Source organism: Microbacterium kunmingense (genome assembly GCF_023155745.1).
GTDB classification, from domain to species: Bacteria; Actinomycetota; Actinomycetes; order Actinomycetales; family Microbacteriaceae; genus Microbacterium; species Microbacterium kunmingense.
This window is the reverse complement of record NZ_JAKNUS010000001.1, coordinates 183,600-204,127: the sequence shown is the minus strand read 5'-3', so window position 1 is coordinate 204,127 and position 20,528 is coordinate 183,600. Positions and strand designations below refer to the sequence as shown.

Genomic DNA, 20,528 nt, shown 5'->3' with positions numbered 1-20,528 from the left:
CGCATCGCTCTCCAGATGCTCGCGCGGCTTCGGGAGGGCGAGTCATTCTGACGATGACCGCGGCGGTGCCCGGATAGGGGGCGCCGGGCAGCCCCCGACTAGGATCGGAGGGTTCGCCGGAACGGGAAGAACACGATGACCACACAGGAATCGCTGCGCTTGGCTGACGTCGACCCCCTCGTGCTCACCGCCCGCGCTCGGGCCGGACAGCTCGCCGGGGCCGTCTTCATCGACCTCGCCGCTCCGCTCGTGGCCACGATCGGCGGCATCCTGGCCCTCGTCACGGGCGCGCCCGCCCTCGGCATCGCGCTCCTCGTCGTCGCCGCGCTCCTCGTCGCCGTCACCGCTGTGCAGTTCGCGCGCACCGGCCGCGCCCTCGGCGGTCTCGCCGTGGGCCTTCGCACCGTGAGCGCACGCACCGGTGCGGCCGCGGGTCGCTCGTTCCTGCCGACGCTCCTGCGCGGACAGCTCGAGACCTTCGACCTCCGCCGAGGCCGTGACCCGTTCGCGCCCGCCCTGGCGCCGGTCACCTTCCCCGAGGCCCAGGCCCCCGCGCCGCGCCCCCGCGCCGGGGCGCGTGGTGGCGCGCCGCTCGTCCGCCTCGACTCCGGCGAGCGCCTCTCGCTCGAGTCGGCGCTCATCCTCGGACGCACCCCGCTCGCCCCCGCCGATGCACCGGCCGAAGTGTTCCAGTGGCCCGACCTCTCGCGCTCGCTGTCGAAGTCGCACGCGCGCCTGGAATGGGACGGCGCGCGCCTGTGGATCACCGACCTCGGTTCGACCAACGGCACCTTCGTGCGCACGGCCGGCAGCCGGCATCCGCTCATCGCGCACCAGCGCACCCCGCTTCCGCTCCCCGCCGAGATCGACCTCGGCGACCGGAGCCTGTCGGTGACGGAGGCACGATGACGCTCACCATCGACCACCCGCTCGCCGATGCCACCGGTGAGGGCTGGGTGCTCACCGAGATCCACGGCGAGGTGCTGAGCCTGTCGCAGGGACTGAGCGACCTCATCGGGCGCACCGCCGCCGAGGGGCGCCGCCCCCTCGTCGTCTCGGGCGAGCACGCGCGCATGACCGAACCGCTCGCCGAGGCCCTCTCGGCGACCCAGGGGCACTGGATCATCCGCACGCGCAGCGACGGCTTCTACGACGCCCGCTCGGGCGTGCGCCTCGACACCCCCGACGCCGTCCTCTCGCCGGGCGGTCCGCTCGACCCGAGCCGTGTGCACCCGGCGTTCGTGCGCGCGACGATCCAGAGCCGCGTGCAGCTGGTCGTCACGGTGTCCACCCGCCACCGGGTGAGCCGTCCCGTGCGCCTCGGCGGCGTCCTCGACGCCGTGTCGGAGGCCGTGACCCAGGCACCCCCGTCGCACTGGGGCGCGCTCGAACCGCTGCTGGCCGCCTGGGACCGCGACGACCTCACCGAGCGCAGCCGTCGCCGCATGCCGAGCGACAGTCGCTGGATCGCCGTCTCGCACTCCCCCCGCCCACTCGTCGCCACCCTGCAGATCGGCCGCACGAGCCAGGGGCTGGAGGAGACGACGCGGGTCGTCTCCGACGTAGCGGGAGCGGATGACGCGGCGTCGGCCGATCTCGCAGGACTCGCCCGCCGCTCGCTCGCGGCCGCCGCGACGGTCGGCATGCCGCTGATCGGCATGGCGCTCGGCGCCCTCGGCGCACCCGACCTCGCTCGCCGCGCGACCGCGTCGCCGGCACCCGAGCCCCTCGCCCTGCTCGTCGGTCCCCCGGGCGTCCGTGCCCTCGGGGTCGACGCCGCCTCCTGGACCGCCGAGGTGGGCGGCACGACGGTCGGCAGCCCCCGCCTCCCCGGGGTCCTGATCCCCCTGGGTTCGATCGACGGCGGCGGATGGCAGCGTCTCGATGAGGTGGTCGCCCCCCTCGACCGCGAGAAGCTGTGGCGCCTGCTGGGTCTCGCGCCGGCTGTCGCCCGGACGTTCTTCGACCGCGGAAGGGGTGCCGATGCCTGATCAGAAGGACGCCGTGCTCATCGAGCAGGCGAAGATCCAGCGGATGCGACTGGGGTCGGCCCTCCTCTACGGGCACATCGATGAGCGCCGCACCGTCAACGACCACATGAAACGACTGATCGGCTCGATCATCGTCGCGGCGATCGCCTGCGCCGTGTGCGCGGGAATCTCGTTCGTCAGCCAGCTCCTGGCCGATCAGGCGGCCGCGCGGGAGCAGGCGAATGCGACCCCGGCCGGAATCGTCCTGCCCTACGCACCGGAGGCCTCGTGAGCATCTATACCCGCGTCACCGTCGCCGGCGCCCACGCCCGCGCCGAGGTCGTCGTCCCGAGCGACGAGTCGCTCGGCTCGGCCCTTCCGCGTCTGCTCGACCTCCTCGGCGAGACCGAGGGCACCGTCGCGCGGCCGCTCACCCTCGTCACCCCCGACGGCGAGCAGCTCGACATCGCCCGCACCCCGACGCAGCTCGACCTGCTCGACGGCACCCTGCTGCGCCTGGAGCGGCTCGAGGCCGCCCCGCCCTCACCGGTGGTGATCGATGTCACCGACGCCGCGGCCGACGCCCACGACGACCGACCCGACCGCTGGGACGCGCGGGCCCGAGCGCTCGCGGCCGGCATCGGCATCGCCTCGGCCGTCGGCGGCGGCGCGCTGCTGCTCCCCCTTCCCGGAGAGGCAGCCGCGGTGACCCAGATCACCGCGTTCGCCGTCCTCCTCGCCGCCTCGGCCGGGCTCGGGCTCGGCGGGCTCCGTCGCGTGTCGGCCGCGGTCGGGGCCGCGGCCGGGGGTCTCGCCGCGGTGCTGGCGATCCTCGCCGCCACCCTCACGTCCGATCTGCTCCTGGGCGCCGCGGTCGCACTGGCCACCGCGGCGACCACCGTACTCGTCGCGATCGGCGTCGCCCGTCGCGCGCCCGGCGCCCTCGCCGGCGGCGCTCTCGGGGCGGTTCTCGGCACGCTCCTCCTCGTCCTGCTCCTCGCCGGCGTCTCCGACCCGGCCGCCGCGGCGATCACGGGGGTCGTGGCCGCCTTCGCCACCGGCCCGCTCCCCTGGATCGCGCTGTCGGCCGCCGGGCTCACGACCCTCGACGCCCAGGCCGCCGCCGGGGAGCGCATCGGTCGCGGCCGGGCGTTCTCGGCGATCGACGACGCCTACGCCGCCCTCACCTGGAGCGTGCTCGCGGTCGCTTCCGCCCTCGCGATCACGGGGGTCGCGCTCGTCCTCGCCGACGCGCTCTGGCCGGGCCTCGTCGCCCTCGCCATCGCCGTGGTCGCCGCACTCCGCTTCCGCGCGTTCCCGCTGCGGGCGCAGGGTTGGGCACTGTGGGCGGCGGTCGGAGCGATCGCGCTCACCGCGTTCCTCACCCAGCTCGCCGCGCTCGGCTGGATCGCCCCCGCCGTCGGCGTCGCCGTCGCCGCCGTCATCGCCGCCGCGAGCATCGTCTCGCCGCGCCCCGCCGCCCGCGCGCGCCTGCGCGGGCTCGGCAACATCCTCGAGACCCTCGCCGTCGTCTCCCTCCTGCCGCTCCTCCTCGGCGCGCTCGGCGTCTACGACGAGCTGCTCGGCATGTTCGGCGGCGGCGCATGAGTCACGGTCTGGCCTCCCTTCCCCGCATCGTCTTCGGCAGCGCCACCGCCGCCCAGACCGTGCTGGCGACACAGGATGCCGCGATCCGCGCACCCCTCTCCACGACGCGTCGCATCGGGTTCCTCTCCCTCACGGCGCACGAGTCCGTCACACCGCTCGCGCTGCAGGTCACGCGCACGATCACCTCCCGCCGCGCGGAATCGGTGCTCGCGGTCGATGTCACCGCCGACGGGGGTCTGGCTCGCGCGCTCGAGATCGCCGAGAGTTCTCCGAGCGAGACGCGTGCCGGTGCGCGGACGAGCGTCGAGGCGGTGACCGGCCTCGAGGATCGCCGCGGGATCGTGGGCCTGCGTCCGCCCGCCGTCGCCGACGACCCGGTGGGCGCGTGGCTGTCGGAGGCGGCACCCATCGCGCGCTTCTTCGAGGTGGCCGTCACCGATTTCGGTGCCCACCACCCGCTCGCCGATCTCGGCTCGTGCGCGGCGCTCAGCGACGTCGTGTGCCTCGTCGCCGACGCGACACGGGGCGCGGCCGAGAATGCCCGCGCCGTGATCCCGGCGATCTCCGCCCTCCCCGAAAGCCCCGCCGTGGTTCTGGCGCTCACCGAGACCGATCCCGACTCCGCGGCGGTCGCCCGCGCGGTCGCCGCGACCTCGTCGCATCCCGTCGTCTTCGTCCCGCGCGCTGCGCGGGCAGCGCGACGCGCGGTGCTGAGCCTTGCCGCCGCGCTCATGGCCGGTGGACGGGAGGTGGCGGCATGACCCTCCGCGTCATCCATCGTCCCGCCCGGGTCACCACCCCTGTCGAGCCGCCCGCCCAGATCACCCTCGCCCCGCCCCCGCCGCTCGGCGAGGGGGCGTCGGGATTCCCGATCCAGTCGCTCCTCCCGGTCGTCGGCAGCCTGTCCTCTATCACGATGATCGTGCTGCTGCGCAACAACCCGATCATGGTCGTCGTCGGCGCGGTCATCCTCGTCGTCGCGCTCGTCGGCGGCGTCGGCATGGCCTTCAGCTCGCGCGGCAACGCCGCCCGACAGCGGCGCCTGCAGCGCGAGCGCTACCTCGACTATCTCGAACGCACCCGCGGCGAGGTGCGCGATCTCGCCGATGCCCACCGCGAGGCCGCGCTCGCGCTGCACCCGGCACCGGCCACCCTCGTCGAGATCGCCCTCAACCCCGCGCGACGGTGGGAGCGTCGCCCCGGCGACGCCGACTTCCTCCGCGTGAGGATGGGGACCGCCGACCTGCGTGCCGTGGACGTGTCGCTGCCGCCGGAGCAGAACCCCGTCCAGCCCTTCGATCCCGTCATGCGCGAATCGGCGGAGCGCATGGTGCGCCTGGCCGGCCTGTCGCAGGGGATGCCGGCCCTGGTCGACCTCGAACGAGGCGGTCAGGTGTCGGTCGTCGGCGACCGCGACGAGACCCTCCGGGTCTGCCGCAGCCTCGCCGCTCAGATCGCCGCGCTCCACTCGCCCGACGATGTCCACCTCGCCGCCGTCCTCCCCGAGCGGGTGCGCGATGAGTGGCGGGGCTTCGACCTGCTGCCCCACGTCGCCGCCGGCGACATCCCTGCCGGCGCCCTCGCCGCGCGACGCATCGCCCCGAGCCTTCCCGAGCTCCTCACCCTTCTTCGCGACGAACTGCGCGACCGCGCCGCCGCCACGGCCGCTGCCCGCCGCGCCGGACGTCGCACGAAGCCCGGGCGACTCGTCATCTTCCTCGATGAGGACGGCGGGCCCGCGACCCCGCTCCCCCGCATCGACGCCGCCTTCGACCTGGCCGACCTCGGCGTCACCGTCATCCACCTCGTCGACGACCGGCTGAAGGAGCCCTCTTCCGTGGCCTCCCGCATCACCCTTGCGGACGGGACGGCGACGGTGGAGACGCCGGGAAGCGGGGAGCCGGCGGTCACCGACATCCAGCCCGATCCGGTCGACATCGCCCTGCTCGAAGTGATCGCGCGCCCGCTCGCCGGCCTCCGCCTCACCCGCACGAGCTCCACCGACAGCGGCGCGGTGCTCGCCCCCGACGTCACCGAGCTGCTCGGGGTGGCCGACGTCGACGCGATCGACGTCGCCTCAACCTGGCGACCGCGCAGCGCCGGCGACTTCCTGCGCGTGCCGATCGGCATCGACGACCGCGGCGCGCCCGTCCTGCTGGACCTGAAGGAATCCGCCCAGCTCGGTATGGGCCCCCACGGCATCTGCATCGGCGCGACCGGGTCGGGCAAGAGCGAGTTGCTGCGCACCCTCATCCTCGGGCTCGCGCTGACCCACGCCCCCGACGACCTGTCGATGATCCTCGTGGACTACAAGGGCGGCGCGGCCTTCGCCCCCTTCGCGCAGCTTCCGCACGTCGCCGGGATCATCGACAACCTCGCCGACGATCCGCAGCTGACCGAGCGGGCCCGCGCGAGCATCCAGGGCGAGGTGGTGCGCCGCCAGCGTCTGCTGAAGGAGGCCGGCAACGCGGCATCCATCGGTCACTACCGTCAGCTGCGCCGGGAACGCGACGATCTGCCGCCGCTGCCGCACCTCTTCCTCGTCATCGACGAGTTCGGCGAGCTCCTCACCGCCGAGCCGGATTTCGTCGAGTTGCTTCTCACCATCGGCCGGATCGGTCGATCGATCGGCGTGCACCTGCTGCTCTCGAGCCAGCGCATCGAGGCGGGACGCCTGCGGGGCCTGGACACCTACCTGTCGTATCGCATCGGTCTGCGCACCTTCAGCGAGGCCGAGTCGGCGGTCGTCCTCGACAGCCCCGATGCGTTCCACCTGCCCGCGATCCCCGGGTTCGGCTACCTGAAGGTCGACACCTCGGTGTACACGCGGTTCCGGGCGGGATACGTCTCGGGCCCCGTCCCCGAGCGGATCGAGCGGGGTCCCGAGCGCGACGCCGCACCCCCTGTCCTCGCCCTCCCGCCCTACGACCTGCGCGTCAGCGATCCCGACCCCGCCGAGGCGGACGGACTCGACAGCTCGCAGCCCGAGGTCCCGGTGACCGGGCGCACCCTCGTGCAGGCGGCGACCGAGCGCGTCGCCCGCGGTGTCGCCCGCACGCGCCCGGTGTGGCTCCCACCCCTCCCGCCGGTGCTCACCCTCGGCGGTGTGCTCCCCAGCAGCGAGGAGGAGGCCGTGGCCGGCACCCTCAGGGCGCCCATCGGTCTGCTCGACGACCCGAGCAGGCAGCGACAGGAGCCGTGGCTGCTCGACCTCACCCGCTCGGGCGGCCACGTGTCGATCATGGGAGCCCCGCAATCGGGCCGGTCGACGTTCCTGCGGACCCTGGCAACGGCGCTGGCGTTCACCCACTCGCCGCGTGAGGTGAGCGTGTACGGCATGGACCTCACCGGCGGCGGACTCGCCCGGATCGAGCCGTTCCCCCACGTCGGCGGGGTCGCGACCCGCGGGCATCGCGAACGCCTCGGGCGCCTCCTGGAGGAGCTCACCGGCATGCTCGCGGTGCGCGAGCGGGTGTTCCGCGAGCAGAATCTCGACTCGCTCGCCGACATGCGCCGCCAGCACGCCGCGGGCCGGCTCCCCGAGCTACCGAGCGCCGACGTCGTGCTGCTCGTCGACGGCCTCGGAGCCGTCCGCACCGAGTTCGAGGATCTCGAAGCGCCGATCGCGCAGCTCCTGGAGCGGGGCGGCAGCTTCGGCATCCACGTCGTGGTGACCCTGTCGCGGTGGAACGAGCTGCGGATGAACCTGCAGAACCTCGTCGGCACCCGGCTCGAACTGAAGCTGAACGACCCCGCCGACTCGCAGATCGCCCGGAAGCTCTCCACCACCCTCCGCGCCGACGAGCCGGGACGGGTGCTCACCGACGAGAAGCTGTTCGCACAGATCGCGCTGCCGCTCCTGGAAGAGGCCGAGGACGACGACATCGGCGCGGCGCTGGAGCGCATCGCCCATGAGAGCGCGGCACGGTGGGAGGGCCCCGAAGCCGCGCCGATCCGGCTGCTCCCCGAGGTGCTCGAGCCCGCCGAGCTGCCCGACGCCCTCGACGAGCCCGACGCGATCCCCTTCGGCATCCGGCAGGACACGATGCAGCCGGTCGCCCTCGACTTCGCCGCCGGCGACCCGCACCTGCTGGTCTTCGGCGACAGCCGATGCGGCAAGACCACGACCCTCCGCGGCCTGGTGCAGGGGGCGATCGACCGGTTCTCACCCGAGGAGCTGGTCGTCGGGCTCATGGACGCGCGCGGCGAGCTCGCCGCCGATGTTCCCGACGCCTACCTCGGCGGCCACGCCACCTCGGGCCGGCAGGCCCGCCAGCTGGCGGACTCGATCGCGACCGAACTGGAGAAGCGCGCCCTCGACCGCTCGGCCCCCGGACCGCGCATCCTGGTCGTCGCCGACGACTTCGACATCCTCGCCGCCGGCGGCACCGAGCCCCTCCGCCCGCTGCTGCCCTACCTCGCCTCGGCCCGCGACCTGCGCCTGAACGTCGTGGTCAGTCGGCCGGTGGCCGGGGCGTCGCGGGCGATGTTCGACCTCGCACTGCAGGGCATCCGCGACACCGGCGGCACGGCCCTCATCATGTCGGGCGACCGGGCAGAGGGGCAGCTGCTGCCCAAGCTCTACGCCGAGCCGATGATCGCCGGCCGCGGACGGCTCGCCCGCCGCGGCGAACGACCGACGCTCGTCCAGGTCGCGCGGTTCGAGGCGGGTGCGGCGGTGGCGCCCGCGCCGGCGGCGGAGGCGCCGGCGGCGGCGCCGGCGGGGGTGGTGCCGGCGGTGGCCGAGCCGGAGCCCACGCCAGGACCGGACACCGAGCCCGCCGCCCCCGGACCCCGACGCCGACGGAGGATGACCGATGCCCCGTAGCACTGTGGTGCTCACCCGCGAGCCGGTCGACGCGGCCGCTGTCGGGCGAGCCTCGGCATCCGTCCACGATCAGGTCGCCGGAGCCGACGCCGCACCCTTCGAGCTGCGTCCCGTCGACGACGGTGCGGTGCTGCAGGTCGTCGCCGAGGGCGCCGTGGTGCTGTCGGTGCTCCGGCCGCGACTCGTGCCCGGCGATGGCGAACTCGCGCGTGTGCTCCCGGGCACCACTCCACCCGAGGACGCACGCTGGTGGACCGAGGCCTACACCCCGTGGAATGCCGGCGGCGCGCTCGGCGTCGCGATCCTCGACGCGCTCGACGGGGTCGCGGTGCATGGCGGGGTCGCTCCCGAGCCGCCGTCCTAACCGGCGCCGGCGAACCCGCACCAGCTCGACACCCAGGTGAGGATGTCGCCGCGCAGCGCGTCGCCGACGAACAGCTCGATCTCGCCGGGCTCGCCGTCGAGGCTCAGCCGGATGTCGAAGATCGTGCCCCGCTTGTCCTCCTGCACCGCGTGCGGGTCGCACCGCGAGGGCAGGAGCGGGATGTCGACGACGGTGGGGTCGGTGTCGCCGGGCACCACCGGCAGATCGAGCGGGAACGCGCCGTCGACGGTCGCCGGTCCGAAGTCGAGGAGGTTCGTGGCCTGCACCGCCACGACGGTCGCCTCGCCGCGACCGGTCGGGGTGACCGTGAGCTGGAGGGTCGCGGGCTGCCCGGGCGGCGCGGGGGTGAACCCGGTGAACGCCAGCGTCGCCGCCTCGGCGAGCGCGGCGGCCCGGCACTCCCGCTCGTGGAGGGGTGCGAGGAAGCCGAGCGGGTCGGCGGCGACGACGCGCGCCGTGCCCCCGACGCCGTCGGCGAGAAAGGTCAGCTCCACCGCCGGCTGCGCCGCCGCCGCCACGGGGGCGGAGCAGGCGACCTCGGGGAGTTGCACGCGGATGTCGACCTCGGCGCCCGCGGGCACCGTGCTCGTGCGCCCGGCGAGCACGCGGGTCGCCGGGGCGGTGAAGCGGGGGTCGTCGACGGCGACCTCGCCGATCTGCAGGTCGGTGTCGCCGCCGTTGACGACGTGCACCTGCGCCTGGCGCAGCGCCACATCCGCGCGAAGCTGCACGATCTCGACGGTGACGCCCGCGGCGAGGGCCGTCGAGCCGCGGGAGGCGGGTTCACCCGGCGCGCCGGCGCCGGCGCCGGCGCAGCCGACCAGCGCAAGCCCGACGACCGCGACCGCACAACTCCTCAGAAACACGCGGCCACCGCGCCGTATCCCGGCGTGGCGCGCCCGAGGGCGCCCGGATCTGAGGAGCTGTGCAGACCGCACCGGCGCTACCTCCGGATCTCCAGCCGCTCAACGGTGACCTCGTCGAGGAACGCGCGGTCGACCTCGACCCCGAGGCCGGGACCCGTCGGCACCCGCACGTGCCCGTCCTCGAGCACGGCGGGCTCGGTCACGATGTCGCGGTGGTAGAACCGACTCGCGGCCGACACGTCGCCGGGCAGGGTGAAGCCCGGAAGGGCGGCGAGGGCGGCGTTCGCCGCCCGGCCGATCCCCGTCTCGAGCATCCCGCCGCACCACACCGGCACCCCCGCGGCGACGCAGAGATCGTGGATGCGGACGGCCTCGAGGTATCCGCCGACACGTCCGGCCTTGATGTTGATCACCTTCGCCGCCGCCAGGGCAAGCGCATCGCCGGCGGCCTTGGCCGACACGATCGACTCGTCCAGGCAGATGGGCGTGCGCACCCGCTCGGCGAGCACGGCGTGATCGACGAGGTCGTCCTCCTGGAGCGGCTGCTCGATGAGCAGCAGGTCGAAGGCGTCCAGCGCAGCGAGTGTGTCGAGATCGGCGAGCGTGTACGCGGAGTTCGCGTCGACCTGCAGCGGCACCTCGCCGAACGCCTCGCGCACCGCGGCGGTGTCGGCGACATCCCGCCCGGGCTTGATCTTGATCTTGATGCGCACGTACCCCTCGGCGAGGTAGGCTCCGACGGCGTCGACGAGCGCCGCGGGATCGCGCTGCAGCCCCACCGAGACCCCCGACGGCACCCGGTCGACCGCCGCGCCGAGGTAGTCGCCGAACGAGCGCGCCTCGGCGCGCAGCGCCGCGTCGACGACCGCGAGCTCGAGTCCGGCCTTGGCCATGCGGTGCCCGAGGAACGGCGCGAAGACGCCCGGCACCTCGTGCGGCGCGACGTCGCCACGCTCGAGCAGCGCCGGGATGAGGAAGCGCGTGGCGACATCCCACGCGCCCTGCGTGTATTCGCTGGAGTACAGCGGCGCCGCCCCCGTGACGATCTCGCCCCACCCCTCGCCGTCGGCGGTGAGCGCCCGCACGACGATCACCTCGCGCACCGTCTCGGTGCCGAACGAGGTGGTGAACGGCGAAACCAGCGGCAGATGCAGCACCCGCAACTCGAACCCGTCGAGAGACACGGATGCAGCGGGCTGAGCGATCGGCATGCGCTCAGCGTACGCCGGGGCTCAGGCGGTGCGCGGGGCGATGAGCGGGCGGAAGGTCGACCGCGCGCGGCGCGGGCGAAGGCGCCGCGCCATGCGCGCTGTGAGGCGGCGACCCGCGTCGTCAGCGCTCGTCGGGAACAGTGCGGTGCTCGGAAGCAGTGCGGTGCGCAGATTCATGTCGGACTCCCCTGTCGTCGACGCCGCAGCGTCACAGGAGGAGAGGCCCGACGGCCCGGTCTGATACGCCTCAGCCGAACAGACGCCCGTCCGGGTCATCCGGACGCCGGGGTCGCAGCGTCGCGGGCACCGGCCAGGGCAGCGCGATGCGCTCGTACGGTACGTCGATCGCCCCGAAGTCATCGGTGTGCACGACGACCTGACCCTGTTCTCCGACGCCACCGGGGGTCACCTCGGCGATGCGGACGCGCAGGGGCTCTCCGTCCTCCCGCTCGAGCATCCACACCTCGGCCAACCACGACAGTCCGCGCTGCTCAAGCACCTCCTCCGCCTCGAGCCACTCGACGGCCCCGGACGACGGCCGACCGAAGAGGTCCATCGCCACCCAGTGTTCGCCTTCGGGCCGGATCCAGCCGATCAGTTCGCCGTCGTCGCGCCGGTGAGGGGTCCAGTCCGCCGGGATCACGGGCGCACCAGCAGGTAGCCGCGCGGGGCGTCGAAGCCGCCGATCACGAGACCGTCGGCGAGATGCCCGAGGAGGGCCGCCCGCACGTGCCGCCGCCAAGCGGCGGCCTCGGCCGGGGTGTCGCGGCGGATGGCGGCGATGTCGGGGGGCACTGGCACCTCGGCCACGACCCGGTCGTCGGGGGGCGTCGGCACCGGCGGCGCGGCAAGAGCCCACGACACCATGATGCGATCGGTCTCGTCGCCGCGGTTGACCCCGTCGTCCATCGCGCCGTAGTGGTTCACGAGGTACTCGGTCACCCGGGTGCCGAGCACCTGCAGGTTGAAATGGGCGTTTCGCGCGACGAGCGGGTCGAAGGTCCAGGTGATGTGGCCGACATCGCGCGCAAGGGCCCACTCGCGCTGATGCTGCTTCAGCATCCGCCCGAGACCCTGACTCTGCCGCCCGGGCAGCACGCCGGTGATGTGCGAATGCATCGATCGGGCGGCGGGCGCGGCGAAGAACGCCACCGATGCGCCGACCATCCGGTCATCCTCGTACAGACCCACGGCGTAGTTGCCGGCGTGGGCGAGAGCCCGGAGGAGGTTCGGCGGCATGCCCGACCGGTCGCCGCCCCACACCTCGGACAGCACCGCCGAGGCGGTGTGGACCGCCTCGACCGTGTCGAGCGGGCGAAGCGTGATTCCGGGCGGAGCGGGAACGGATGCCTCGGGCATGCGCCCAACTTACCCACCGCGATCAGGCTTGTCGTCGACAGGAGGATCGATGTGCGCTGAGCGCACGCTCGTTCACACTGCGAGCGCCGCCACCGCCTTTCGGGAGTAGGCTGAGTCGGTGCGAGATCGAGCTGAGGGCGTCCGGAAGAACCTCAGCCGACAGCCCCGGCAGGGTGCGATCGTCGCCGTCCTCGCGGTCGCCGGACTCGCGTCATCCTTCATGTTCACCCTCGTGGTGCCGATCCAGTCCAAACTCCCCGAGCTTCTCGACGCCAGCCGCGAGGACACCGCCTGGGTGGTCACCGCCACGCTCCTGGCCGCCGCCATCAGCACGCCGGTCGCGGGGCGCCTGGGCGACATGTACGGCAAGCGCCGCATCGTGCTGGTGCTCCTGAGTCTCCTCGTCGTCGGCTCGGTCATCGCCGCTCTGTCGCCCGGGATCGTCGGGGTCATCGTGGGCCGCGCCCTGCAGGGGGCGGTGACCGGGGTCGTGCCGCTCGGCATCTCGATCCTCCGCGACGTGCTCCACGAGAACCGCGTCGACACCGCCATCGCGCTCATCAGCGCGACGCTCGGCGTCGGCGGCGCGCTTGGCCTGCCGATCAGCGCACTCATCACCGAGCGCAGCGACTGGCACGTGCTGTTCTGGATGTCGGCGGGCCTGGGCGTCGTCGTCTTCGTCCTGGTGCTGTGGATCGTGCCGGTGAGCACCCTCCGCACCGCGGGGCGCTTCGATTTCGTCGGCGCGGCGGGCATGTCGATCGGGCTCCTCGGCGTCCTCCTCGCGATCTCCCGCGGCAACGAGTGGGGATGGGCCTCACTCGCCGTGCTCGCACTCGGGATGGGCGGGCTCGTGGTCCTTCTGGCCTGGGGGTGGTACGAGCTGCGCATCAGCGACCCGCTCCTCGACCTCCGTGTCGCGGCGCGCCGCCCGGTGCTCCTGACCAACATCGCCTCGATCGCGATGGGGTTCTCGTTGTTCGCCTCGAACGTCGTGTACCCGCAGATGCTCGAGCTCCCCGTCGCCACCGGGGGCTTCGGGCTCTCACTCATCGCCGCGAGCCTCGTCGTCATGCCCGCGGGCTTGATGATGATGCTCCTCTCGCCCTTTTCCGGGCGTCTCGCGCGCCTCTTCGGGCCGCGCCTCCTCCTCGTCCTCGGGGCACTCGCCCTCATCGCCGCGTACGGCTACACGCTGCTGTTCTCCCAGGAGGTGTGGGAGATCCTCGTGGCGAACATCCTCATCGGCGTCGGCATCGGCTTCGGGTACGCCGCGATGCCGATGCTCATCATGCGATCGGTGCCGCAGTCCGAGACCGGCGCCTCGAACGGCCTGAACGCCCTGTTCCGCTCGCTCGGCACGAGCACCGCCGCCGCCGTCATCGGGGTGGTGCTCGCCACCTACGTCACGCCGTACCAGGGCGTCGACGTGCCGACCGGCACCGCCTTCCAGGTCTCCTTCATCCTCGGCGGGGCGGCCGCGGCGGTCGCGCTCGTCGTCGCCCTCTTCATCCCGCGCCGCCACGACGCCCGCGAACGCCATCCCGCGCTGCCCGAGCACGAGCGCGTCACCGGCTGAGACGCGTACGATCCGCCGGGGCGCGGACGTTCCAGCCGCGGATGTACGCGGCTCGGCCGGTTTTCCTCGCCTCGGCGAAATGGTCTGCACGGGCGCACCCGCGGGCGTATCGTCATCGCATGGACAGCGACGACCGCGACCGGGCACCCGAGCAGGTCCCCGTCGGACCACCGACCGGCGCGACGGCGGCGGCCGACCCCGACGTCCGCACCCGGGCGGGTCGGCGCGCCGCCGAAAACAGCGGCACCGACGCCGCGGCCACCTTCGGGCGCGGCAAGGGCGACCACGACACCCGGTTCTTCGGTCAGCCGTGGGCGCTCGCCCATGTCTTCGGCGTGGAGATGTGGGAGCGCTTCAGCTTCTACGGCATGCAGGGCATCCTGCTCATCTACCTCTACTACTCCACGACGCAGGGCGGACTCGGCCTGCCCGAGACGGTCGCGGCGGGCATCGTCGGCGCGTACGGCGGCTCGGTGTACCTCTCCACGATCCTCGGCGCCTGGATCGCCGACCGCATCCTCGGATCCGAGCGGGTGCTCTTCTACAGCGCGATCGTGATCATGGCGGGGCACATCGCCCTCGCGCTCCTCCCCGGATTCCTCGGGGTCACCGTCGGCCTCATCCTCGTCGCACTCGGCTCGGGCGGACTGAAGGCCAACGCCACGTCCGTGGTCGGCACGCTGTACACCGCCGACGACCCGCGTCGCGACGCCGGGTTCTCGCTGTTCTACCTTGGCATCAACCTCGGCGCGTTCTTCGGTCCGCTCCTCACCGGTCTCCTCCAGACCACGATGGGGTTCCACTGGGGCTTCGGCCTCGCTGCGGTCGGCATGGCCCTGGGGCTCATCCAATACTCCTTCGGCCGCAAGCAGCTCCCGCCCGAGGCGAGCATCGTGCCGAACCCGCTTCCGCGCCACCGCTACGGCCTCTTCATCGGCATCGCCGCCGCGGGGCTCGGGCTCATCGTCGTGCTGCTGCTCGTCGGCGTCATCACGGTCGACAACCTCTCGCTGGTCGTCATCGTGGTGACCCTCGGCGCGACGATCGCCTACTTCTTCGTCATCCTCTCCAGCCGCCGCATCACCTCCACCGAGCGCTCGCGGGTCTGGGGGTTCCTGCCGCTGTTCATCACCAGCGTCGCGTTCTGGTCGCTGTACCAGCAGCAGTTCACCGTGGTGACGATCTACTCCGACCAGAAGCTGAACCGCGACATCTTCGGCTGGACGATGCCGGTGTCGTGGGTGCAGTCGATCAACCCGATCTTCATCATCATCCTCTCCGGCGTCTTCGCCACCCTGTGGCTGAAGCTCGGCACACGCCAGCCGTCGACGCCGGTGAAGTTCGCGATCGGGACGATGATCATGGGCGTCGCCTTCCTGCTCTTCCTGCCGTTCGCCGGCGGAGGGCCGAACTCCACCCCGCTCCTCGCGCTCGTGGGCATCCTGTTCGTCTTCACCGTCGCCGAGCTGCTGGTCTCGCCCGTGGGCCTGTCGGTGACGACCAAGCTCGCGCCCGAGATGTTCCACACCCAGATGGTGGCGCTGTTCTTCCTGTCGGTCGCGCTCGGCACCTCGATCTCGGGCTGGCTCGCCCAGTTCTTCGACGTGAACAACGAGGGGCCGTACTTCGCGATCCTCGGCGGGCTCGCGATCGTCGTCGGTATCGGGCTGCTGGTGTCGGTCAAGCCGGTGCTCGCGCTGATGAAGGGCGTGAAGTAGCGGATGACGCCGAACGGGCGTCATCCGGAACTCGCCGACCGCGTGGTGGTCGTCACCGGCGCCGCCGGAGGACAGGGGGCCGCCGAGGCGGTCCTGCTCGCGCGGGAGGGAGCGCGGGTGATCGCGACCGATCTCGCCGTGGAGGCTCCCGCACTGGCTGGATCAGGCGTGACCTACCGGTCGATGGACGTCGCGGATGATGGCGCCTGGGGCGCGCTCGCGGCCGAACTCGCGGGCGGCCCTCCGGTGCGGGGCCTCGTCAACAACGCCGGGATCACCCACCGGGCGCGACTGGGCGCCGTGGCCCGCATCGACTGGGACCGGGTGCTCGCCGTGAACGTGACCGGGGCGATGCTCGGCATCCAGGCGCTCGCGCCCCTCATGGAGCGCGGGTCGTCGATCGTGAACGTCGGCTCGATCGCGGCGGTGAGCGGGCACTACCCCGTGGCCTACACCACCTCGAAGTGGGCCCTGCGGGGCCTCACCCACGCCGCGGCGACCGAGCTCGGGCCGCGGGGGATCCGCGTCAACATCGTGCACCCCGGGTTCATCGAGACGCCGATGACCCGGAACGCACCCGACGCGATGCGCGCCGCGCAGCTCGATCTCACGCCGCTGGAGCGCACCGGTGAGGCGGAGGAGGTGGCCGAGATGGTGGCGTTCCTGCTCTCGGATGCCGCGGCCTACGTCACCGGCGCCGAGATCCCCGTCGACGGCGGTTTCGCCTCATCCGCGGGGGCCAAGGTGCTCTCCGACCGGCTGCGCGACGACGTCGTCGGCCCCTGACAGGATGGCGGGGTGCTGACCACCTTCGCCGTCGCCGGGTACCGGTCGCTGCGCGACCTCGCGCTTCCGCTCGACGCGCTGACCGTGATCACCGGCCCGAACGGGTCGGGCAAATCGAACCTCTACCGGGCGATGCGCCTCCTCGCCCAGACCGCCACCGGCTCGCTCATCGGAGCCGTCGCGCGCGAGGGCGGCCTGCCCTCGCTGCTGTGGGCCGGGCCTGAGAACGGCGGCTCGCAGGGAACCGTGCGGCGCGAGCCGATCGCGGTGAAGCTCGGGTATGCCTCGGACGAACTGGGCTTCCTCGTCGACCTCGGCATCCCCCAGGCCGATCAGAGCCTGTTCGGCAGGGACCCTGAGATCAAACGCGAGCAGGTGTTCGCGGGGCCTGTCGCGAAGCCCGCTGCGCTGCTCATCGACCGCAAAGGTGCGGCGACGCGGGTGCGGGATGAGTCATGGACGACCCTCGCCCAGCCGCTCGCTGCGTGGGAGAGCATCGTCACCGACCTCGCCGACGGCGACACCGGGCCCGAGCTCCTGACGCTCCGCCGCACTCTCGCCGGCTGGCGCTTCTACGACCACTTCCGCGTCGATGCCGATGCTCCCGCCAGAACGCCGCAGGTCGGCACACGCTCGCACACCCTGGCGCACGGCGGCGAGAACCTCGCGGCGGTCTGGGCGACCATCCGCGATGCCGGCGTCGGCGCCGATCTCGACGGCGCTGTCGCCCGCGCCTTCCCGGGCGCTCGCGTGCAGATCGACGCTGCGGACGGTCGGTTCACCCTGGCGATGCGGCAGCCGGGCCTTCTCCGTCCCCTCGCAGCCGGCGAGCTCTCGGACGGCACCCTGCGCTACCTGCTGCTGTGCGCGGCACTCCTCCCGGCCCGCCCGGCGCCGCTTCTCGTCCTGAACGAGCCGGAGGCGAGCCTGCATCCCGACCTGCTCGACCCGCTCGCCGAACTCATCGCCGCGGCATCCGCTCAGTCCCAGGTGATCGTCGTCACACACGCCGAACGCCTCGCCGCAGCGCTCGAGAGATCCGGTTCTCTCACCCATCGGCTGGAGGGCGGGACCGGCGGCACGCAGGTCGCGGGGCAGGGAGTGCTCGACCGGCCGGCGTGGACCTGGGGGGCGCGGTAGTGCGCGGAGACGCCGATCAGAGCGCCAGCGTCAGCGTCTCCATCTCGATGTCGTCGAAGCCCATCGCGATGAAGAACGACAGCGCCGCCAGAACGAGGCAGACGGGCGTCATCGTGAACCGCTCCGGCCTCGAACGAGACAGCGCGTTCATCACGATGCCGAGCGCGAAGTAGCCGAACACGACCCACATGCCCACCTTAGACACGACGAGCGGGAAGAGGTCGATCGCGCCGACGCGGCTCCAGGCGAGGAGCACGATGACCGCGTATATCAGGATCGACACGACGCTCCCGATGCGCAGCCGGGTCGGCAGCACGCGGTGCTGCCCGCCCCACGCGAAGCGGCCGAGCGGAGCGCCGGCGGCAAGGGCCAGCTGGAACGCGCCGAGAAGGACGAGCAGGACGGTGAGCGCGACGGCGAAGGGCACGCACTCACCGTAGCGGCGCACGCGTCTTCACCGCGATCGACGCACGACGACAACCGTCGGCAGCGCGATGGCCGCGCCGAAGGCGGCGGTCAATGCACCACGATGACCTTAAGCAGCGCCATGACGGCGCCGAAGGCGGCTGTCATGGCCGCACCGGCGAGGCTCCGCGCCACGGAGGCGCCGCGCCGGCGGAACGCGATCCATCCGAGCGCGGCGAGCAGCACGGTTCCCGACAGAAGAGCCGCCCAGATGGCGAGTTGGTCGTCGACCAGGCGCGCGGTGCCGAGCAGAAGGATCACGCAGGGGATGAGCGCGGAGACCAGCAGCCCGTTCGACTGCCGCACCGCTCGGCGGAACGCGTGCGAGAGCGGACGCGCATCGCTCCCGAAGCCGTGCCCGGCCACCGTGGCGGCGTAGACGTGCGCGCCCCAGAAGACCACGACGGTGCTGACGACGACGACGAAGACGCTGAGGCTCGTCGGGTCTCCGGCGCCGCTCACCACGATCATCCCCGACACCAGGATCACCCCGTACACCGACTGCTCGGTGACGAAACTCGAGGTCAGGGCGGCCAGGGGGGTGAGCACCGGCCGGTCGGAGTCCTCGGGAGTGGATGCCATCGTGTCGTCTCCTCAGATCAGGCCGGCCAGAACCATCCGATCAGAACCAGGCGAACGGCACCAGGGCCGTGAGCACCGCGGCGACGGTGAAGATCGTCATACCGAATCCGATGAGGATCCACTGGATGCGACGGCGCTTGACCACGGCTGCGACACCGAGGAGGAACAGAGTGATCGCCATGAGCACGGTGTTGAGCTGCAACCGGTCGCCGAGGGTGTTGTACTCCTCCGCGGTCTCGAAGAGCGCGGTGCTGCGCTCGTCCTCGTCCGCCCACGCGCCGAAGCGGGCGGCGAAGTACTCCTCGGAGTCGAAGGGCCCGACGTAATCGCCGGTGGCGGTGGTCTCCTCGTCGGACCAGGTGATGGCCGCGTCGAAGATCTCGTCGACGAGCACGAACTGCAGGGTGTCGAACTTGGCGGCTGCGGCCTCGGCGATCACGGGGTCGGGGTTGTCCATGTCGACCGAGAGCTCGGTGAGCCGGCCCCAGGTCTGCACGTCCTGCACGTAGACCTGATTGGCCTCGAGGAACAGCGACTCCGCCTCGGTCTGGGTGTTCTGCGCCTGCGAGTACGACGACGCGGTCATCCCGTCGTAGAGCGTGGACTGGAACGAGGTGTACGCGGTCGCCACCGACACGATGCCCAGCAGGATGACGACGAGCAGTTCCATGTCGCCGAAGAGCCCCGACAGGCGCGGCTGCTCGGCGGCCGAGGACGTCGGGGCGGGGGTGGGGACTGAAGTGGTCATCGTGTCAGAAACTCCGCTAGTCCTTCGAGAAGGCGATCGACGTCGTCGTCGCTGGTGTACGCGGCCACCCCGATGCGCATGCCGGCTTCCACCGGGAGGCGGAGCGCCCGGAAGGTCTCCCAGGCGTAGAAGCTTCCGGAGGGGGCCAGGATGTCGCGCTCGGCGAGGAAGCTCGACGCGGCCGCCGCGACGCGGTCGCCGAGGGTGACGTAGAGCGTCGGTGTGCGCCGAGCGGCCCGCGAATGCACCTGGAGACCGAGCTCTGCCAGGCGGGTCTCGATGCGTTCGCGCAGAGCCGTCTCGTGCCGGTCGATGAGCTCGTGCGCCGCGACGAGGCGCTCGCGGCGGGTGATGCCCGGCTCGCCGGTCGCCGGGGCGAGGTCGGCGATGACCTCGACAGCGGCGGTGACGCCCGCCAGGGTCTCGTAGGGGAGCGTGCCGAGCTCGAAGCGCTCGGGCACCCGATCACTCGAGGGCACGAGCTTGTCGGGATGCAGGGTCTCGAGCAGCGCAGGATCGGCGACGAGCACGGCGCAGTGCGGCCCGAAGAACTTGTACGGCGAGCACACGAAGAAGTCGGCCCCGAGGGCGGTGACATCCACCGACGCGTGGGCGGCGTAGTGCACCCCGTCGACGTGGACGAGGGCGCCGACGGCGTGGGCGCGGGCGGCGATGCGGGCGACCGGCGGAATGGTGCCGAGGAGATTGGATGCCGCGGTGACCGCGACCAGCCGGGTGCGCTCGTTGACGATCTCGTCGAGGCGTGTCAGGTCGAGTTCGGCGGTGGCGGGATCGAGCCGCAGCCACCGCACGGTGGCGCCCCGCGCCTCGGCCGCCTGCACCCAGGGACGGACGTTGGCGTCGTGGTCGAGCTCGGAGACGACGATCTCGTCGCCCTCCGCCCACGAGTCCGCGAGCGTGCGGGAGAGGTCGTAGGTGAGCTGCGTGGCGCTGCGCCCGTAGACCACGCCCCGAGGGTCAGCGGCCAGCAGATCGGCCACCGCTTCGCGGAACGCGGTGACCGCGTCATCCGCGTTCCGTTCGCTCCGCACCGACGAGCCCCGATTCGACAGCGGCGCCGTCAGCGTGCGCGCGATCGCCTCGGCCACCGCGAGGGGCGTCTGCGTGCCGCCGGGGCCGTCGAAGTGCGCGATCCCTGAGGCGAGGGACGGGAACTGGGCGCGGAACCCGTCGACGTCGAGACTCATGAACCCCGCTCATTTCCGTGCACGGAGCGAGATTATCGCTCAGCGTGAGGAAACCGCCTCCGCGCCGCGCAGCTG

Annotated in this window: 20 protein-coding genes; 11 read left to right on the top strand and 9 right to left on the bottom strand. The window is 72.5% G+C overall.

Annotated elements, in window-relative coordinates:
• Positions 1-135: 135 nt before the first annotated feature.
• Genes MA875_RS01100 through MA875_RS01070 form a run of 7 tightly spaced genes read left to right on the top strand, consistent with a single transcriptional unit; the run spans position 136 to position 8,770 of the window.
• The gene (locus MA875_RS01100) at positions 136-909 is read left to right on the top strand and encodes an FHA domain-containing protein (protein WP_248239720.1); all 774 of its coding nucleotides are present in this window, start codon (positions 136-138) and stop codon (positions 907-909) included.
• On the top strand, positions 906-1,991 hold the full coding sequence (locus tag MA875_RS01095; RefSeq protein WP_248239719.1) for a DUF6177 family protein: 1,086 nt from the start codon (positions 906-908) through the stop codon (positions 1,989-1,991). The genes MA875_RS01100 and MA875_RS01095 overlap by 4 nt, the downstream gene beginning before the upstream one ends.
• A complete protein-coding gene (locus tag MA875_RS01090; RefSeq protein ID WP_248239718.1) occupies positions 1,984-2,262 on the top strand; it encodes a hypothetical protein in 279 nt (92 codons plus the stop codon). Before MA875_RS01095 ends, MA875_RS01090 begins: the two co-directional genes overlap by 8 nt.
• Positions 2,259-3,578 (top strand): EsaB/YukD family protein, encoded by a 1,320-nt coding sequence (locus MA875_RS01085; RefSeq protein ID WP_248239717.1) that lies wholly within the window; start codon positions 2,259-2,261, stop codon positions 3,576-3,578. The genes MA875_RS01090 and MA875_RS01085 overlap by 4 nt, the downstream gene beginning before the upstream one ends.
• The gene (locus MA875_RS01080; RefSeq protein WP_248239716.1) at positions 3,575-4,339 is read left to right on the top strand and encodes a hypothetical protein; all 765 of its coding nucleotides are present in this window, start codon (positions 3,575-3,577) and stop codon (positions 4,337-4,339) included. The genes MA875_RS01085 and MA875_RS01080 overlap by 4 nt, the downstream gene beginning before the upstream one ends.
• The gene (gene eccCa, locus MA875_RS01075) at positions 4,336-8,406 is read left to right on the top strand and encodes a type VII secretion protein EccCa (RefSeq protein WP_248239714.1); all 4,071 of its coding nucleotides are present in this window, start codon (positions 4,336-4,338) and stop codon (positions 8,404-8,406) included. The genes MA875_RS01080 and eccCa overlap by 4 nt, the downstream gene beginning before the upstream one ends.
• Positions 8,396-8,770, top strand: a complete 375-nt coding sequence (locus MA875_RS01070) for a hypothetical protein (protein WP_248239712.1) — start codon at positions 8,396-8,398, stop codon at positions 8,768-8,770. Before eccCa ends, MA875_RS01070 begins: the two co-directional genes overlap by 11 nt.
• Here the strand turns inward: MA875_RS01070 and MA875_RS01065 are convergent.
• From MA875_RS01065 to MA875_RS01045, 5 genes are all read right to left on the bottom strand, one after another.
• On the bottom strand, positions 8,767-9,657 hold the full coding sequence (locus MA875_RS01065) for a hypothetical protein (protein ID WP_248239711.1): 891 nt from the start codon (positions 9,655-9,657) through the stop codon (positions 8,767-8,769). The genes MA875_RS01070 and MA875_RS01065 overlap by 4 nt on opposite strands.
• 77 nt (positions 9,658-9,734) lie before the next feature.
• The gene (gene menC, locus MA875_RS01060) at positions 9,735-10,868 is read right to left on the bottom strand and encodes an o-succinylbenzoate synthase (RefSeq protein WP_248239710.1); all 1,134 of its coding nucleotides are present in this window, start codon (positions 10,866-10,868) and stop codon (positions 9,735-9,737) included.
• Between the two features lie 21 nt (positions 10,869-10,889).
• Positions 10,890-11,045: a hypothetical protein gene (locus tag MA875_RS01055; protein WP_248239709.1), complete on the bottom strand. Its 156-nt coding sequence runs from the start codon at positions 11,043-11,045 to the stop codon at positions 10,890-10,892.
• A 70-nt stretch (positions 11,046-11,115) separates the two neighbouring features.
• Positions 11,116-11,511: a hypothetical protein gene (locus tag MA875_RS01050; RefSeq protein ID WP_248239708.1), complete on the bottom strand. Its 396-nt coding sequence runs from the start codon at positions 11,509-11,511 to the stop codon at positions 11,116-11,118.
• The gene (locus MA875_RS01045) at positions 11,508-12,227 is read right to left on the bottom strand and encodes a GNAT family N-acetyltransferase (RefSeq protein ID WP_248239707.1); all 720 of its coding nucleotides are present in this window, start codon (positions 12,225-12,227) and stop codon (positions 11,508-11,510) included. Before MA875_RS01045 ends, MA875_RS01050 begins: the two co-directional genes overlap by 4 nt.
• Positions 12,228-12,345: 118 nt before the next feature.
• On the opposite strand from MA875_RS01045, the gene MA875_RS01040 reads away from it, so the two are divergent.
• The 4 genes from MA875_RS01040 (at position 12,346) to MA875_RS01025 (ending at position 17,450) form a co-directional block, all read left to right on the top strand.
• Positions 12,346-13,806: an MFS transporter gene (locus MA875_RS01040; RefSeq protein WP_308221488.1), complete on the top strand. Its 1,461-nt coding sequence runs from the start codon at positions 12,346-12,348 to the stop codon at positions 13,804-13,806.
• 119 nt (positions 13,807-13,925) lie between these two features.
• The gene (locus MA875_RS01035; protein WP_282448552.1) at positions 13,926-15,524 is read left to right on the top strand and encodes a peptide MFS transporter; all 1,599 of its coding nucleotides are present in this window, start codon (positions 13,926-13,928) and stop codon (positions 15,522-15,524) included.
• Positions 15,525-15,527: 3 nt separating this feature from the next.
• Positions 15,528-16,310, top strand: a complete 783-nt coding sequence (locus MA875_RS01030; RefSeq protein WP_248239706.1) for an SDR family NAD(P)-dependent oxidoreductase — start codon at positions 15,528-15,530, stop codon at positions 16,308-16,310.
• A gap of 12 nt (positions 16,311-16,322) precedes the next feature.
• The gene (locus tag MA875_RS01025; RefSeq protein ID WP_248239705.1) at positions 16,323-17,450 is read left to right on the top strand and encodes an AAA family ATPase; all 1,128 of its coding nucleotides are present in this window, start codon (positions 16,323-16,325) and stop codon (positions 17,448-17,450) included.
• A 16-nt stretch (positions 17,451-17,466) separates the two neighbouring features.
• Here the strand turns inward: MA875_RS01025 and MA875_RS01020 are convergent, their stop codons facing one another.
• The 4 genes from MA875_RS01020 to MA875_RS01005 form a co-directional block, all read right to left on the bottom strand.
• A complete protein-coding gene (locus MA875_RS01020) occupies positions 17,467-17,877 on the bottom strand; it encodes a hypothetical protein (protein WP_248239704.1) in 411 nt (136 codons plus the stop codon).
• A gap of 89 nt (positions 17,878-17,966) precedes the next feature.
• Positions 17,967-18,497 (bottom strand): hypothetical protein, encoded by a 531-nt coding sequence (locus MA875_RS01015; protein ID WP_248239703.1) that lies wholly within the window; start codon positions 18,495-18,497, stop codon positions 17,967-17,969.
• Positions 18,498-18,537: 40 nt separating this feature from the next.
• Entirely contained in the window at positions 18,538-19,245 is a 708-nt protein-coding gene (locus MA875_RS01010; protein ID WP_248239702.1) for a hypothetical protein, read from the bottom strand.
• Positions 19,242-20,453, bottom strand: coding sequence for a cysteine desulfurase-like protein (locus MA875_RS01005; protein WP_248239701.1), 1,212 nt, complete (start codon positions 20,451-20,453; stop codon positions 19,242-19,244). Before MA875_RS01005 ends, MA875_RS01010 begins: the two co-directional genes overlap by 4 nt.
• Positions 20,454-20,528 lie beyond the last annotated feature (75 nt).

Coding starts and splice junctions, on each gene's coding strand:
- MA875_RS01100 (WP_248239720.1), top strand. CDS start 136: ATGACCACACAGGAATCGCTGCGCTTGGCTGACGTCGACCCCCTCGTG.
- MA875_RS01095 (WP_248239719.1), top strand. CDS start 906: ATGACGCTCACCATCGACCACCCGCTCGCCGATGCCACCGGTGAGGGC.
- MA875_RS01090 (WP_248239718.1), top strand. CDS start 1,984: ATGCCTGATCAGAAGGACGCCGTGCTCATCGAGCAGGCGAAGATCCAG.
- MA875_RS01080 (WP_248239716.1), top strand. CDS start 3,575: ATGAGTCACGGTCTGGCCTCCCTTCCCCGCATCGTCTTCGGCAGCGCC.
- eccCa (WP_248239714.1), top strand. CDS start 4,336: ATGACCCTCCGCGTCATCCATCGTCCCGCCCGGGTCACCACCCCTGTC.
- MA875_RS01070 (WP_248239712.1), top strand. CDS start 8,396: ATGCCCCGTAGCACTGTGGTGCTCACCCGCGAGCCGGTCGACGCGGCC.
- menC (WP_248239710.1), bottom strand. CDS start 10,868: ATGCCGATCGCTCAGCCCGCTGCATCCGTGTCTCTCGACGGGTTCGAG.
- MA875_RS01055 (WP_248239709.1), bottom strand. CDS start 11,045: ATGAATCTGCGCACCGCACTGCTTCCGAGCACCGCACTGTTCCCGACG.
- MA875_RS01045 (WP_248239707.1), bottom strand. CDS start 12,227: ATGCCCGAGGCATCCGTTCCCGCTCCGCCCGGAATCACGCTTCGCCCG.
- MA875_RS01035 (WP_282448552.1), top strand. CDS start 13,926: ATGGACAGCGACGACCGCGACCGGGCACCCGAGCAGGTCCCCGTCGGA.
- MA875_RS01030 (WP_248239706.1), top strand. CDS start 15,528: ATGACGCCGAACGGGCGTCATCCGGAACTCGCCGACCGCGTGGTGGTC.
- MA875_RS01015 (WP_248239703.1), bottom strand. CDS start 18,497: ATGGCATCCACTCCCGAGGACTCCGACCGGCCGGTGCTCACCCCCCTG.
- MA875_RS01010 (WP_248239702.1), bottom strand. CDS start 19,245: ATGACCACTTCAGTCCCCACCCCCGCCCCGACGTCCTCGGCCGCCGAG.
- MA875_RS01005 (WP_248239701.1), bottom strand. CDS start 20,453: ATGAGTCTCGACGTCGACGGGTTCCGCGCCCAGTTCCCGTCCCTCGCC.